This window comes from Mycobacterium colombiense, assembly GCF_001953985.1.
Classification (GTDB): Bacteria; Actinomycetota; Actinomycetes; order Mycobacteriales; family Mycobacteriaceae; genus Mycobacterium; species Mycobacterium colombiense_B.
In genome coordinates this window covers 181483-197045 of the sequence record NZ_MBEI01000049.1, presented here as the reverse complement: position 1 = coordinate 197045, position 15563 = coordinate 181483, and the positions used below count along the sequence as shown (strand labels likewise).

Here is a 15563-nt window from a genome sequence, read left to right as displayed (position 1 = left end):
GCGGCAGGCATCGGTAGCGATGGCACACCAATCGCTACTGCCCGGACGGGAAAACCCGTGCTGCACATGCAGGAGTGAGATACCCCCATGGGGGTTCACGTTACATTTTCTGACCAGTGGTCACGGCAGAATCAAATAAAATTGCCGAGTCGGTAAGTTCGGCCGATCAGAGCCGCCGGAGCAGTCTTTCGATCAGGGCGAGCAACTTGGCGTGGTGGGACCCGGCCCAATAGATCCGGCCGCAGTGGGTGCAGCGGCTGAAATCGTCGTAATACTCACGGGTCAGCGGCTCCAGCCGGTCGATCACCTCGTCTTTGGTCACCGGAGCCAGGGTTCCGTTGCAGCGCATGCACCGGGTGAGCGGCGCGAGCCGCCCCCGAAGGTCAAGCCGGCGGATGACCGCGATTGCCTGCTCCTCGGGGTCGTCGGGGCGAACGAACAGACCGTGGGTGATGGTGCGCCGCTTCAACAGGCCGCGGTCACGGGTCAGCAAGATGCGCCGCTGCTCGGCGCTGATGTCGGCCAGGGTCTTGTCATCGGCGTCGTTCGACCACCACACGTCGAACCCGAACAGCCGAAGCAGCCAGGCCAGCCGTCCGAGGTTGACGTCGACAACGAACCGCGGGTTGCGCAGCGGCACCGGCCGCAACCTGGCGGTTGGCCCGATGTCGAGCGCTTCGAACATCGGATAGGCGGCGATCCGGTCACCGAAGGCCGGGCGGTAATCGAACCCTCGGACCGACCCGTTCACCACGATGAGGTCGACCTCGGTGTGCGGAATCCCCATCGCCTCCAACACATCTTTGACGGTCTGGTGCGGCCGGAATGGGCGACGCACGGTGCGCCCACGCAACGGTGCCGCCAGGAAGTCATTGAGTTCGGCGTATGCCCGAACCTCGACGAAACCGGCGGGCTCGTTCATTCACACCGGCCCCGCGCCCGCGGCCGCGCGGGTCCGGCTGACGGTCGGCCGCTCGAAACCGGCGTCGATCGCGGCGCGCTGCACCGCCTCGCCGACCTTCTCGGTGCGGTCCAGCGGCACCAGGGCGATCACGCAGCCGCCGAACCCGCCGCCGGTCATCCGCGCCCCCAGCGCGCCCGCGCGCACCGCGGTGTCGGCGATCAGGTCGATGCGTCCGGTGGTGATCTCGAAATCGTCGCGCATGGAGGCGTGCGAGGCGGTGAAAATCCGCCCGGCTTCGGGGTAGTCCGAATTTTTCAGCGCCGCAACGCAGTCGATGACTCGGCGATTTTCGCTGAGCACGTGACGGGCGCGGCGGGCGTCGACGGGGTCCCGCACGGCCGACAGGTCGGCGGGCCCGCGATCGGCGGCCGCACGCAGCGACGACGCCGACATGTCGGCGGCGGCCCGCTCGCAGGACGCGCGCCGTGCCGCGTACTCGCCGCCCGCGTGGCTGTGGCGCTCCCGGGAGTCGATCAGCAGCAACGCGACGCCCGCGGACTCCGGGTCGAATACCACCGGCGTGACGGTCAGGTCGGCGAAGTCGATCAGCACCGCCGTTGTGTCCCGGCCGAAGAGCGCGGCGAACTGGTCGAGCAAACCCGTTGGCGCACCGACATACTCGTTCTCGGCCCGCTGGGCCAGTAGGGCCTGCTCCTTGACGTCGATGCGGACGCCGGCGGCCGAGGTGATCGCGCCCAGCGCCGCGCATTCCAGCGCCGCCGAGGACGACAGGCCCGATCCCATTTCCACGTCGCTGGTGATCGACATGGCGCCGCCGGGCACCGGGTGGCCGCCCTGGCGCAGCGCCCACACCACCCCGGCCACGTAGGCCGCCCAGCCGGTCACCTCACCGGGAGCGGTGCCGATCCGGACGCGCACCGGGGCATCCGCGCGGTCGCTGACCACGGTGATCGCATCGTCGTCGGCGAGCGTGAACGTCGCGACGGTGCGGCGCGGTAACGCGATGGGCAGCGCGAAACCCAGGTTGTAGTCGGTGTGTTCGCCGATCAGGTTGATCCGCCCCGGTGCGGCGTAGCGGATCGTCATCGCAGTTCCCGCAGTCGCTGGGCTACGCTTTCCGGCGTGACGTCGCCGATGAAGGCGTCCATCGCCGATTCGGACGCCGCCAGGTACTTGAGCTTGGTGGCGCTGCGCCGGATGGACATCAGTTCGACGTGGAAGTAGCCCTCGGCCTGGGCCGCGGTGTCGGCGTACTGGTGCAGCGCCGAAATGTAGGGCAGCGGCGTGGAATACATTCGGTCGAACCGCCCGAGCACGTCGAGGTAGACGCCCACGAACGCATCCATCTCGTCCTCGTCGAGTTCGGTCAGGTTGCGCACGAACCGGTTCGGGTAGATGTGCACCTCGACCGGCCAGCGCGCCGCGAACGGCACGAACGCGGTGAACAGCTCGTTGCGCGCGACGATGCGGCTGCCGTCGGCGACCTCGCGGGCCAGCAGATCGCCGAACAGGTTGCCGCCGTGCCGGTTTCGATGTCGACGAGCCTGCTCCAGCATGGTTGCGGTGCGCGGCGTCAGAAAAGGGTAGCCGTAGATCTGCCCGTGCGGATGAGTCAACGTCACCCCGATCTCCTCGCCGCGGTTCTCGAAACAGAACACCTGCTCGATGCCCGGCCTGTCCATCAGGTCGGCGGTGCGATGCCGCCACGCGTTGACGACCAGCCGAGCGTGCGCCGGCTCCAGCTGGGCGACGGACCCGGTGTGGTCGGCGGAGAAGCAGATCACCTCGCAGCGGCCGTGGGCGGGTGCGGTCACGAAGCCGTCCTGCGCGGGCACGGGCGCCGAGGCGGGCAACGACGGCAGCGCGCCGGACAGGCTGGGAAATCGGTTCTCGAACACCACGACGTCGTAGTCGGGGGCGGGCACCTCACTGGTCAGTCCGGTCGGGCCCGGGCACAGCGGGCACGCCTCCGGTGGCGGCTTGTAGGTGCGGTCCTGGCGCAGCGCCGCGACGATCACCCACTGCCCGGTGGACCGGTCGAACCGCAACTGCGACTGCGCGGCGGGATCCCGCGCCGGCAGCGGCCTGCGGTCCTGGACCGGCGCCGGACGATTCCCGGGCAGCGCGAAGAACAGCAGGTCACGACCGTCAGCCAGCTTCGCGAGCATCGGCGGAGTCACGATGTCGAAGACTAGCTTGTGCCGATATTCGGGTAACCATGTTGAGTAAGCGCAAGAGAGGCGGTCTCCGATAGCTGTTCTTTATGAACGCGCCCGCAACTGGGTGATCGGCTCCGATCCTGGCTTGCTTCGGCTGCGAATGGCCACCCGGACGACGGCCGCGCTCGGCCTTTCCCTGCTGGCGCTCTTCATCCTCACCAGGGCGACGGGACAACCGCTGACCGTCGCCCTGCTGGGCGTCGTCATCACCATGGTCGCGTCCCGCTCCGTCAACGAACCCGACCCGCACCAGCAACGGATCACGATGGCGCTGCTGCCCCTGCCCGCCGCGGTGTCCATCACCGCCGCCGCGGTGCTGGCGCCGCACACGGTGGCCAGCGACGCCGTCTTCGTGATCGTCGTATTCACCGCCGCATACATCCGGCGCTACGGGGCGCGGGGCAGGGCGCTGGGCATGGTCGCGTTCATGTCCTACTTCTTCACGCTGTATCTACACGCCCGCCTCGCGGAACTGCCCTGGATGATCGGGGCGGTCGCGGTGGGCACCGTGTGCACGTACGTGATGAGCGCCTACCTGATGCCCGATCGGCCCGAGCGGGTGCTGAATGCCACCATTCGGGCGTTGCGGGCCCGGATGGCGATCGTCCTCGACACCACCGCCGAGGCGGTGCGCACGGGCCGCCTCGACGAGCGGCGACGGCGCCGCATGCGGGCCCGCACCATCCGGCTCAACGAGACCGCCCTGATGGTGCAGAGCCAGATCGAAGATAAGGCCGACCCCGGCACCCTGTGGCCCGGCGTCACCGCCGAACAACTCGCACCCTGGCTGCTGGACGCGGAGCTGGCCATCGAATGGGTCGCCACCGCCGGCCGGCGCGCGGCCGAAATCGCTTGCGAGGACCCCGAATCCATGCCCGCCCCCACCCGGGCCGCGCTCGTCGACGCGCTCACCCAACTGTCGCGGGCCATCCGGCTTCCCGAACCCGACGGGCTGCGCCGGGCCGCCGGCCTCGCGCAGCGGCTGCTCGACGAGCGGCGCGAGCCCGCGCGCGACGACGAGGGCTGCGCGGCCGTGCGCCGCCTCGCGCTGGCGATCATCAACGCCGCGTCGGCGACTTCCGACGTGCGGGCGATCGTCGACCGGGTGGCCACCGGCCGGCCCCTCGACGACGGCGACGGCGAGCGTCCCCAGCAACCCGAGGACGCCGTCCCCGACGAGGCCGCCCAGGAAGAGGCGGCCACTGGGCTGCGGCCGACCACCCGGCAGGCCATCCAGGTATCGGTCGCCGCATCCCTGGCGATCGTCATCGGCGAGCTGGTATCGCCGGCGCGCTGGTACTGGGCGGTGATCGCGGCGTTCGTCATCTTCGCCGGCACCAACTCCTGGGGTGAAACCCTGACCAAGGGCTGGCAACGCCTGCTCGGGACGCTGCTCGGCGTGCCGTGCGGCGTGCTGGTGGCCACGCTGCTGACCGGCCACAAGACCGCCGCGCTGGCCGGCATTTTCGTGTGCCTGTTCTGCGCCTTCTACTTCATGACGGTGACGTACAGCCTGATGACCTTCTGGATCACCACGATGCTGGCGCTGCTGTACGGACTGCTCGGCCAGTTCTCGTTCGGCGTGCTGATGCTGCGCATCGAAGAGACCGCGATCGGTGCCGTCATCGGGGCGACCGTCGCGGTCGTGGTGCTGCCGACCAACACCAGAACGGCGATCCGCAGCGACACCCGCGCCTTCTTGACGAGCCTGTCCGCCCTGATCGAGATCTCCACCGCGACCATGTTCGGCGCCCAGGACAGCGCCGGCCCGTCGGAGCAGGCGCGTCAGCTCGACCGGGACCTGCAGCAGTTCCGGGTCACCGCCAAACCGTTGCTGGCCGGCGTCGCCGGACTTGCCGGCCGGCGCAGCATCCGGCGCGCGCTGCGGATCTTCACCGCCTGCGACCGCTACGGCCGAAGCCTGGCGCGCAGCGCCGAGCAGTATCGGGATCCCGTCGGGTCGCCCTCGCTGGCCTCGGAACTGGCTCATGCGTTTTCGGCGGCCGCGGCCCAGACGCAACGCAACATCGACGCCTTGCAGGAAGCGATCGAGGGCGGCCACGCGCCGACCGTGGTCTCGGCGACCGACGAACTCGACGCCGCCGAGACGGTGGCCCGGCAGCAGGACGGCAACGGCCGCGGCGCCACCAGCCCCGAAACCCGGCGCTTCCTCACCGCGGTGCACGCGCTGCGCCAGATCGAGCGCGCGGTCATCACCGCGGCCACCAATCTTGGTGGGCGCGAGAGCGTCAGGACGGCCAGCCCCGCCTCGCGCTGAAGATCTGCTAGGCGATCCAAAGGCCCGCGGCTACCATCTTGCTAACCGCCGCAGGAGTCGAGGAGAAATCCCATGCCGACACCGAACCTCCCGCCGGGCTTCGATTTCACCGACCCCGACATCTACGCGCATCGGCTCCCCGTGCAGGAATTCGCCGAACTGCGCGCCACGGAACCCATCTGGTGGAACGAGCAGCCCCTCGATCAGGGGGGCTTCGGCGACGGCGGCTACTGGGTGGTGAGCAAGCACCGCGACATCCGCGAGGTGTCGCTGCGCAGCGATGTCTTCTCGTCGGCCACCAAGTCGATCGTGCCGCGCTATCGAGAAGACTTGGCGCAGGGACAGATCGAGGCGGGGCGGGCGTCGATGATCATGATGGACGACCCCGAGCACAGTCGGCTGCGCAAGATCGTCTCGCGTGGTTTCACGCCTCGCGCGGTCGAGCGGTTGCGCGCCGAACTCACCGAACGTGCGCGATGCATCACCGCCGACGCCGCCGCGCACGGGTCGGGAGACTTCGTCCGCCAGGTGGCGTGCGAGCTGCCGCTGCAAGCCATTTCGGGCCTGCTCGGCGTACCGGCCGAGGACTACGACAAGCTGTTCGACTGGACCAACAACATGATCGGCAGCGACGACCCGGAGTTCGCCGACCATGACGCGCTGACGTCGGCCGGCGAATTGATGTGGTACGCCATGCAATTGGCGGCACGCAAGGCCGAGGACCCCGGCCCAAGAGATCGGGACATCGTCACCACGCTGATCGAGGCCGATTCCGAGGAGCAGCGACTCTCCGACGCGGAGTTCGGCATGTTCGTGGTCACGCTCGCCGTGGCCGGCAACGAGACGACCCGAAACTCGATCACGCAGGGGATGATGGCCTTCACCGACCACCCGGACCAGTGGGAGTTGTTCAAAGCACAGCGACCGAAAACCGCTGCCGACGAGATCATCCGCTGGGCCACCCCGATCACGGCGTTTCAGCGCACCGCGCTGGTGGACACCGAACTCGGCGGCGTGCACATCAAGAAGGGCCAGCGGGTGGTGCTGTTCTACCGGTCGGCGAACTTCGACGAAGAGGTCTTCGACGACCCGTTCACGTTCGACATCCTGCGCAGCCCCAACCCGCACGTCGGATTCGGCGGCACCGGAGCGCATTACTGCATCGGCGCCAACCTCGCCCGCATGACGATCGACTTGATGTTCAACGCGATCGCCGACCACATGCCCGACCTGCGCTCGGCCGGTGACCCGCAGCGGCTGCGGTCATCCTTCATCAACGGCATCAAGCACTGGCAGGTCGACTACCGGGGGGCGTGCCCGGCGGCACGCTAGCTGGGCCCGGACGGCTGCGGGCTCTGTGTATCGCGGCGTTCGCCCGTGGCGATGAAGTCCTCGATCAGCTCCACCACCTGCTCGGGCGCCTCAACCTGCGCGAAGTGACCGACATCGGGCAGCACCTCGAGCCTGGCGTCGGTGCGCGCCTCGTGCGCGGCGTAGGCGTGGTCGACAGGAATGATGCCGTCGCACTCGCCCCAGATCGCCATCACCGGTAGATCCTCGCGCAACCGGAGTCTGTTGAGCGCGCTGACCGCCTGCCCGCGGTAATCGACGACCGATCGCAGCGTCCGCAGGAACGACTGCCGTGTTTGACCATCCGACAACGACGAGTAGGCGCTCCACAGCTCGGCGCCGCGGGGCGAGCGGATGCCGGCGCCCTTCATCCAGGACCGCAGCGTGTTGCCGACGGACAACACGGGTGGCGGGGCGATGATCGGCAGCACGAACTCCGCGCCGGGCGCCGAGAGCAGCCGCAACACCCATCCCACGTCGGGCCCCAGGCCGCCGCTGCTGATCAGGATCAACCGTTGCGCGTAGTCGGGGTGCTGGTAGACGAATTGCATCGCGACGCCACCACCGAGCGAGTGACCAACGACGGTGGCACGGCTGACGCCGAGTTCGTCCAGGAAATCACGAAGCCACACCGCGAATGCGCCCAGCGAGTAGTCCGTGCGGGGTTTGGCCGACTCGCCGTGGCCGAGCAGGTCCGGGGCGATGACCCGGAACTTCTTCGACAGCGGCGGGATCACCGACCGCCAGGTCTCCGAACTGCCCGCCATGCCGTGGATGAGCAGCAGCACCTCGCCGTCACCCGCGTCGCGATAGGCGATGCGATCGCCGTGCAGTTGGAGAAACTTCACCTCATTCATGTGGGCTGTGTACCCGCTTTGGTCCTGCTCAGCAATGATCGAAGGCATGACCGAACCGGTTTCGACCCGAGTGGCCGTCTACCTCGACTTCGACAACATCGTGATCTCCCGGTACGACCAGATCCACGGGCGGAATTCGTTCCAGCGGGACAAGGCCAAGGGCCTCGAGCAGCACGCCGAGCGGCTGGACCGGGCGACGGTCGACGTCGCCGCGATTTTGGACTTCGCCTCGTCGTTCGGGACCCTGGTGCTCACCCGCGCCTACGCCGACTGGTCGGCGGATATCAACGCCGGGTATCGCGGGCAGCTGGTGGCCCGCGCGGTCGACCTGGTGCAGCTGTTCCCGGCGGCGGCCTACGGGAAGAACGGCGCGGATATCCGGTTGGCCGTGGACGCGGTCGAGGACATGTTCCGGCTGCCGGACCTGACGCATGTGGTGATCGTGGCCGGTGACTCCGACTACATCCCGTTGGCCCAGCGCTGCAAGAGGCTCGGCCGGTACGTGGTGGGCATCGGGGTGGCGGGCGCGTCGAGCCGCGCGCTCGCGGCCGCCTGCGACGAGTTCGTCATCTACGACGCGCTGCCCGGGGTGCCGGTGCCCGAACCGCCGCCGTCCGACGGGGAGGCGGACAAGCCGAAGAAACGGGCCACCCGGGCCAAGCCGGCCAAGCGGGACGAGCCCGACGAGCAGCCCGACCCGCAGGCCGCCGCCAGCGCGCTGCTGACGCGGGCGCTGCAAATCGGCCTGGAGAAAGACGACGTCGACTGGCTGCACAACTCCGCCGTGAAGGCGCAGATGAAGCGGATGGACCCGTCGTTCAGCGAAAGGTCTTTGGGATTCCGCTCATTCAGCGACTTCCTGCGTTCGCGCTCCGATGTCGTCGAGCTCGACGAGACGTCGACGACGCGGATGGTGCGGCTGCGCGCGCACGATTGAGCAGCGCCGCGCGAGTCGCCACGGCAATGCATTTTCTATTTGGTGTATGGCGTTTGCGGTCGAGGAGTGACCGATGTCGTTGACACTCTCCTGGGGCGGCCATACATTGTTTGAAAGTCGTCCGCAGCCTTGTGCGGAACCAAGGAGACCGTCATGACCGTCGGTGCCGCTCCCCCAAGCGTTTTCGAGGCAGACCTGCCGACGCTTTCGTACGACCCCGAGGAGACACCCGCGCAGGTCTATCCGCGGCTGCGGGAGGCGCAGCGGCGGGCTCCCGTCGCAATCGGACCGCACGGGCCCGAGGTGCTCTCCTACCGCCTGGTCCGTTCCGTTCTTCGGGATCCCCGGTTCCAGATCCCGCCCGGCATCAACCTGCTCGCCCAGGGCATCGACTCGGGCCCGCTGTGGGACAAGGTCGCCAACAGCCTGCTGTGCCTGGAGGGCGACGCGCACCATCGGCTGCGCAGCCTGTGCTCCAAGGCGTTCACCCCGCGGACGGTCGCACGCCTGCACGACACCATGGCCGGCGTGATGAACGAGTTGGTCGATCAGGTGGCCGATGTGGGCCGGTGCGACGTCGTCACCGCTATCGCACGCCCCTACCCGGTGCCGATCATTTGCGCGCTGCTCGGCGCACCCCGCGAGGATTGGCAACGGTTCTCGTTGTGGGCCGACGACGTGTTCAAGGCCTTCAGCTTCACCGTCGACCTCCGCGCGGTCGAGCCGGTCGTGATGCGCGCGTGGCGCGAGCTCGACGACTACGTCGACCAGATGGTCGAGCGCCGCCGGGACAGTTTGACTGACGACCTGCTTTCCGACCTGATTCGCGCAGAGGACGAGGGCGACCGGCTGGATGCCGCCGAGCTGCGCATGCTGGCCGGCGGCCTGCTGCTGGCGGGGACGGACACCACCCGCAACCAGGTGGCCGCCTCGGTGCAGGTGCTGTGCGAACACCCGGAGCAATGGGAGCTGCTGCGCCGGCGGCCCGAGCTGGCGATGCGTGCCGTCGAGGAGACGATGCGGCATTCGCCGATCGCGTGCGGAACCCTGCGCCTGGTGGTCGAGGATGCCGAGCTCGACGGCTACTCCTTCCCCGCCGGCACCGCGGTGTTGGTGAATACCTTTGCGGCCAACCGTGATCCGGCGGTGTACGACGACCCCGACCGTGTCGACATCACCCGCGACGCGGCACCACCCATCCTGACCTTTGGCGGCGGCGTGCATTACTGCCTGGGCGCCAACTTGGCCAGGCGGGAGATCGCCGAATCGCTGAACGTCCTCGCGAACCGGCTGCGAAACCCGCGCATGGCCGGACCGGCCCCGTGGAAGCCGATGGTGAGCCTGAGCGGGCCGAAGAGCCTGCCCATCGCGTTCGAACGATAGGTGTCGCCGGCGCCCGTTGTGACAAAGGCCGCCATGCGCCCGAGTCGCGGTCGCATCGGGGCGGCTTTACGCTCCTTGGTTACACGAACTTAACGGGGGTTTTCAATGCGTGCAGCCTGGGTGCATGCGACCCGGCACCGCCTGTTCAAGCGTGCCGCGGTCGCTGCGGTCGGCTGCCTGGCCGTCGCGTCCTGTTCGGAGACCGCGGCGCCGCCCCCGCTCACCCCCACCACCTCGACGTCGGCCCCGAAAACCAGTGTTCGCGCGGCTCCCCCGCCCGCCCCGATCACCGGTCCGCTGGAGAAGGACTGGAAAAGCTACGGCGGAACGGCGTATTTCGGTTGCCCGGAGAAGTTCTCGGCCGGCAAAACGGCGCTCGAGGACATCCGGCCGAAGATCTTCGACCCCAAGACCGGGCAGTACGTCGCGCCCGCGATCCCCGCGGTCCCGGCCGGGCAGAACCTCACCGGGGGCATCTGCGCGCTGACCGGCACGGCCGACGAGATGAAGGTCGTGTACGTCGTCACGACCGTCAAGCCGGCGCAGCCCCCGTCCCCCGAAGTCACCACCGCCTACGTGTTCGACTCCAAGTCGGGCCAGCAGGTGGCCACCAAGGAGCTGCTGCCGCCCGCCCCCGACCTGAAGCCGGCCGCGCCGAAGGAATGGGGGCTGGCCTCGACCGCCTCGGGGGTAGCGTGGCTCAACGCCTTCACCGACGGCCACGGCGCCGCATCGCCGCCGCGCACGGTGGTCCTGTCCGGCGGCGACCTGTCGACGGTGTGGAACGACCCGCAGCCCGGCCGGGTCTGGCAGGACGTTCTCGCGTTCCAACGCAACACCGAACCCGGAAAGACATCCGGCGCCGAGCTGCGCCGGCCCAGCGGGGAAGCGATCTACCAGGACAACGACGTGCAATCCGTCGACGCCGAACTGACCGACGGTCCAAACAAACTGGTGAAGATCACGCACTGGGATTCGTACAACCCCCCGGTGCTGTCGACGATGTTTTACGACCTCAACGCCAAGTCCATCATCAAGATCGGCGATTCCGACCGGATCTCCGGCGGCGGGCTGACCGCGGCGCTGTCCGATGGAAAACTGTTCGTCGACGGCCACGGCTCGGACACCTCCCAATTCGGCTTCGGCGTATGGAACCTGCGCAGCCAGCAGTGGGACTTCCAGAAGAGCAGAGTCGACGCCAAGAAGATGTCGATCGCCAAGCTGGCGTTTTTCGAAGACCACCTCTACATCACCGGCACCGGCGGGACATTCTCGGTAATTGCCTTGCCCGCAACCGATCCCGTCGCGCCGAACTGGTCGCTGCGCCCCTTCGAGCGCATCTCCGGATGGACCCTGGTGTGCCGCGGCGAGACGGCGCCGGGGTCCAATGGCGAGTGCAAGGAGATCGTCATGGTGCAAGACCAGGACGGCCGCTACCCCGGGCCCTGGTTCTGAGCTGGTTCGCGCTCAGGCCTGGGGTCGCTTTACCGCGGCCATTTTCCCGGAGAGCCCCATTGGCCAAAAAGGCATGATCATTCTCGAAAATGCGATAGGCCTTCTCGAATCGCGAGAGTACGTTACCGAAGTATGCAAACGGTGCGTAGCTTCTGCCGCGTCTGCACCTCGGTCTGCGGCATCCTCGTCGACGTCGACGGGGACGAGGTGATTCGTGTCCGCGGCGACCAGGACCATCCCTTCTCGCACGGCTACACCTGTCCGAAGGGTCGCGCGCTGCCGCAGCTACACCACCACCCGGACCGGCTCGAGCATCCGCGGATGCGCGTGGACGGCGGGCTGCAGGACGCCACCTGGGAGGCCTGCCTGGACGACCTGGGCACCCGGCTCAAGGGGATCATCGACCGGCACGGACCCCAGTCGGTCGCGTTCTACTTCTCCACCATGGAAAGCGCCGGCTTCCGGATGGCCGAGGCCCTGCACGCCGCGATCGGCACACCGGCCAAGTTCAGCCCGCTGACCATCGACGGCACCGCCAAACCTCTGGTCTCGGATCTGGTCGGCGGATTCATGGGCTTGTCCGGCCGAACCGACCTGGACAACGCCGACTTTCTGTTGCTCGTCGGTGTCAATCCCGTTGTGTCGCATGGCCATGCGATATCCATGCCCAACCCGACCGGCACGGTGCGCGAAATCGCCCGGCGCGGGCAGGTGTGGGTGATCGACCCGCGCCGCACCGAGACCGCGCGGCTGGCCACCGCCCACCTGGCGCCGCGACCCAGCACCGACCACGCCGTGCTGGCCTACCTGGTTCGCGAAATCCTGCGCGACGGAATGAAAACCGATGTACCGGTGCAGGGCGTCGACGCGCTGGCCGCCGCGGTGCGGCCGTTCACCCTCGAACACACCGCGCAGCTCGCCGACGTCGCCGAGGCCGACCTGGTCCGGCTGTGCGAGGCGGTGCGCGCCGCCAAGTGTGTGGCGGTCGAAACCGGCACCGGCGTCACCATGACGGCCGAGCGCGCCAACGTCACCCAGTGGCTCGCATGGGTGCTGATGATCCTCACCGGCGCGATGAACCGTCCCGGGGGCACCTGGTTCCATCCCGGATTCGCTTATCAGCTGGAAACTTTCGGCGAGTTCCTGCCCGTCACGCCGATCGAGGGGGCGTTCGGCCCCGGACCGCGCAGCCGTCCCGAGGCGCAGGCCTTCATCAACGAGTGGCCGTGCGCAGTGCTGCCCGACGAAATCGCCGCCGGCAACATCCGCGCCCTGATCAACGTGGGCGGCAGCCTGGTCACCTCGTTTCCCGAGACCGGCAAGCTGATTCCGGCCCTGCAGAACCTCGAGGTGTTCGCCACCACCGAGATCATCAACAACGAGACCACGGAGCTGGCCACGCATGTGCTGCCCACCAAGGATCCGTTGGAGCGCCCCGACATCACCATCCACGACATCCTGAGTTCTCATGTGTCGGTGCAGTACAGCCCGGCGGTCGTCGCCCCGGTCGGCGAGCGGCGCTCGATGTGGTGGGTGTTCGCCGAACTCGGTCGCCGGCTCGGTTACGACCTCGGCAACCTCGGCAATCCCGACACCAGCACCGACGACGACGTGCTGTCCGTCCTATTGGCCGGCGCGCGAACGGGTTTCGACGAGGTGGCTGCCGTGGGCTGGGCCGAGGCGCCGCACGAGCTACCGGCGGCCTGGGTCGACGACCATATCGGGCGGATGGGCGGCTGGCGGCTTGCGCCACCGCTGTTGGTCGACCAGCTCGCCGCCCTGCAACCGCCCGCGCCGCTGGTGATGGTGCCGCGCCGGCAACGCCGAAAGCTCAACGGGCAGCTCGACTTTCTCGGTGAGACCCCCGAGATCCTCATCCACCCCGACGACGGCGCCGCCGCGGGGGTCGCCAATGGCCAGAAGGTCACCGTCCGCAGCGCCAGCGGCGAACTGACCGGCATCGCGAAGGTCGACGACTCCATCCGGCGCGGCGCGGTGTCGATCCCGCATGGCCACCACGTGGCCAACGTCAACCGCCTGACCAACAAGGACGACATCGACGTGGTAACCGGCATGGTGCGCTACTCCGGCATCCCCGTCAGCCTGCACCCCGCCTAGCGAGATCCCTCAAGCATCCTCACTGGCAACGCTTTTCGCCCTGATGACGGCGAGTGCGGTGCAGACCACCAGCACCCCGGTGGCCGCGGCCTCGGCCAGCAGCGCGCTGGAGTTCACGAACTCCCGGTCCGCCAGCCCGGAGGCCCCCATCTCGTGCTTGGTGCCGTCGACCAGCAATGCCGGATACAGCCAGCACAGGACGGCGGTGACGAATGCGACCGCAGCACAGCCGCACGCGACGAGGCCGAGCCAGCGAGCTCGCGATGCGGCGAGCAACGTGGCGGCAGCCGCAATCGCGGCGATCAGCACGATCCAACCCGGCGTGCTGTCCACCATGCCACTGAGCAAGGGGCCATAGCGATCTGCATCCTCGCCGTCGTAGATGCCCAGACCATTCCACCGGATGGGAAAACCCAAGTGGCTCAAGTCGATCCAGGGCAGCAGTGTCAGCGCCGCTGACGCGATGGCCGCGACGACCGCCGCTATCGTGAATACCTTGCTACGCAGCATGTTTCCTTTCGATCGGCCGATCGGGACGAACTAGCGAGTTAACTCCGCCGAGGTCAAGGGTATCCCTCGGGGTATGGGGTGGGTGACGTCGCACGCGTTCGCGATCTTCTCAGCTTTGCTTTCCGCGCTGTGGGCCGCGGTGGGCATCGTGGTCCGCCAGCGCGCCACCCAGCGCGTTCCGGGTGATGAGGCCATGTCCGCGGCGATGGCCACGACGCTGGTCCGCCAGCCCCTGTGGTGGGCGGGGACGTTTGCCGCGGTCGCCGGCTACGTGTTTCAGGCCGTGGCGCTGGCGCACGGGTCGCTGATGCTCGTCCAGCCGCTACTGGTGTCGTCGCTCCTGTTCGCGCTGCCGTTGAGCGCGGCGCTGTGCCACCAGCGCATCAGCCCGGTGCAGTGGGGGTGGGCGATGCTGTTGACGGCCGCGCTGGCGGTCTTCCTGCTGGTGGGCGAGCCGCGCGAGGGCCACAGCCGTCCCCCGATTCCGGCGTGGACGCTGGCCCTGGCGATCACCGTGCCGTCGGTGCTCGCCTGCGTCATCGCGGCCCACCGCGCCGCCGGCCGGGTGCGGGCCTCGCTGCTGGGCGTCGCGGTGGCGATCCTGCTCGGCATGATCGCGGTCGTCACGAAGGTCTGCACCCATCGCTACTCGGTCGGCGGATGGCATGCGCTCTTGACCGTCCCCGCCCCGTACGTGCTGGTGGCGCTGGCGGTGACCGTGACCCTGGTGCAGAACTCGGCGTTTCATGCCGGTGCGCTGCAGGCGTCGGTGCCGATCATGCTGGTGGGTGAACCGATCGTCGCCGTCCTGCTCGGGGTTGTCGTGCTCGGTGAGCACCTGGCGGTGGGCGGCCTGACCGCGCTCCTGCTCGCCGTCGCGGTGGTGGCGATGGCGGCGGCGACGGTCGCCCTGGGCCGCAGCCAGGCGATCGACAACGCCGGTGCCCCGAATGAGGAACCCAGCGTGTGCCCGGGCCGGGACGAGGCCACGCTGGCGGCCGCCGGTGCGGGCGGCAGGCCGGCGGGCGGGCGCGATCGCCTCGAGTGAGGCCCGGAGCTATTTCTTGTCGCGCGGCAATCGGCAGCCGGTGTAGCCCGACACGACGAGGTTGCCGCGGTAGCCGACCTTGATGAAGATTCCGGTCGGGCCGTAGAAGCCCACGTCGTGGTTGCCGGGGTTGTCGTGCATGACCTGCACGTCGGTGGCGTCCAGCTTGGCGGCCGCCTGTTTGGCCGTCTCCTGGATGCTCGCCCACTGCTGCTCGGAGACCGCGACATTGGCGGCCACCTCATCCGGGAGGAAGTAGCCCCGCCCGTCGGTCTGATCGTAGGGCCGTTCGCAGCCCAGGCCGGAGCCCTCGTGCGGGGTCTCCCAGGTGATCGAGGGTATCAATTTGCTTGTGGCCGAGGTGATCTCGGTCATCGCGGCCTGCACCTGGGTTTGGGTGTCCTCGAACGACGGCAGCGATTTCAGCGTTGCCAGGGCCTTGGCGGCGTCGGTGGACGGGGTCGGTTCGTGGGGCTGATTCAC

The 15563-nt window shown here is 68.5% G+C and carries 13 protein-coding genes; 7 read left to right on the top strand and 6 right to left on the bottom strand.

The features are described 5' to 3' along the window. Nucleotides 1-166 precede the first annotated feature (166 nt). Genes A5732_RS12600 through galT form a run of 3 tightly spaced genes read right to left on the bottom strand, consistent with a single transcriptional unit; the run spans nt 167 to nt 3093 of the window. On the bottom strand, nt 167-922 hold the full coding sequence (locus A5732_RS12600) for a Mut7-C RNAse domain-containing protein (protein ID WP_076050843.1): 756 nt from the start codon (nt 920-922) through the stop codon (nt 167-169). Further along, nucleotides 923-2011 carry a galactokinase gene (locus A5732_RS12595; protein ID WP_076050844.1) on the bottom strand — a complete coding sequence of 363 codons (1089 nt, stop codon included), beginning with the start codon at nt 2009-2011 and terminating at the stop codon, nt 923-925. After that, nucleotides 2008-3093, bottom strand: a complete 1086-nt coding sequence (galT, locus tag A5732_RS12590; protein WP_076102350.1) for a galactose-1-phosphate uridylyltransferase — start codon at nt 3091-3093, stop codon at nt 2008-2010. Before galT ends, A5732_RS12595 begins: the two co-directional genes overlap by 4 nt. Nucleotides 3094-3208: 115 nt before the next feature. Between galT and A5732_RS12585 the strand changes: the two genes are divergently transcribed. Beyond that, nucleotides 3209-5422, top strand: a complete 2214-nt coding sequence (locus A5732_RS12585) for an FUSC family protein (RefSeq protein ID WP_076102349.1) — start codon at nt 3209-3211, stop codon at nt 5420-5422. Between the two features lie 72 nt (nt 5423-5494). Further along, a complete protein-coding gene (locus tag A5732_RS12580; RefSeq protein WP_076050847.1) occupies nt 5495-6754 on the top strand; it encodes a cytochrome P450 in 1260 nt (419 codons plus the stop codon). On the opposite strand, the gene A5732_RS12575 is transcribed toward A5732_RS12580, so the two are convergent. After that, nucleotides 6751-7629, bottom strand: coding sequence for an alpha/beta fold hydrolase (locus A5732_RS12575; protein WP_076050848.1), 879 nt, complete (start codon nt 7627-7629; stop codon nt 6751-6753). The genes A5732_RS12580 and A5732_RS12575 overlap by 4 nt on opposite strands. A 34-nt stretch (nt 7630-7663) precedes the next feature. Between A5732_RS12575 and A5732_RS12570 the strand changes: the two genes are divergently transcribed. From A5732_RS12570 to A5732_RS12555, 4 genes are all read left to right on the top strand, one after another. Further along, a complete protein-coding gene (locus tag A5732_RS12570; protein ID WP_076102348.1) occupies nt 7664-8566 on the top strand; it encodes an NYN domain-containing protein in 903 nt (300 codons plus the stop codon). A 153-nt stretch (nt 8567-8719) separates the two neighbouring features. After that, nucleotides 8720-9949 carry a cytochrome P450 gene (locus tag A5732_RS12565; RefSeq protein WP_076050886.1) on the top strand — a complete coding sequence of 410 codons (1230 nt, stop codon included), beginning with the start codon at nt 8720-8722 and terminating at the stop codon, nt 9947-9949. Nucleotides 9950-10054: 105 nt separating this feature from the next. Continuing rightward, nucleotides 10055-11404: a hypothetical protein gene (locus A5732_RS12560; protein ID WP_076102347.1), complete on the top strand. Its 1350-nt coding sequence runs from the start codon at nt 10055-10057 to the stop codon at nt 11402-11404. Nucleotides 11405-11536: 132 nt separating this feature from the next. After that, on the top strand, nt 11537-13522 hold the full coding sequence (locus A5732_RS12555; RefSeq protein ID WP_076102346.1) for a molybdopterin-containing oxidoreductase family protein: 1986 nt from the start codon (nt 11537-11539) through the stop codon (nt 13520-13522). Nucleotides 13523-13531: 9 nt separating this feature from the next. Here A5732_RS12555 and A5732_RS12550 read toward each other — a convergent pair whose 3' ends face one another. Then, nucleotides 13532-14032 (bottom strand): hypothetical protein, encoded by a 501-nt coding sequence (locus tag A5732_RS12550; protein WP_076102345.1) that lies wholly within the window; start codon nt 14030-14032, stop codon nt 13532-13534. Between the two features lie 73 nt (nt 14033-14105). Between A5732_RS12550 and A5732_RS12545 the strand changes: the two genes are divergently transcribed. Continuing rightward, nucleotides 14106-15080, top strand: a complete 975-nt coding sequence (locus tag A5732_RS12545; RefSeq protein WP_076102344.1) for a DMT family transporter — start codon at nt 14106-14108, stop codon at nt 15078-15080. A 9-nt stretch (nt 15081-15089) separates the two neighbouring features. On the opposite strand, the gene A5732_RS12540 is transcribed toward A5732_RS12545, so the two are convergent. Continuing rightward, nucleotides 15090-15563: an LppA family lipoprotein gene (locus A5732_RS12540; RefSeq protein WP_065054937.1), complete on the bottom strand. Its 474-nt coding sequence runs from the start codon at nt 15561-15563 to the stop codon at nt 15090-15092.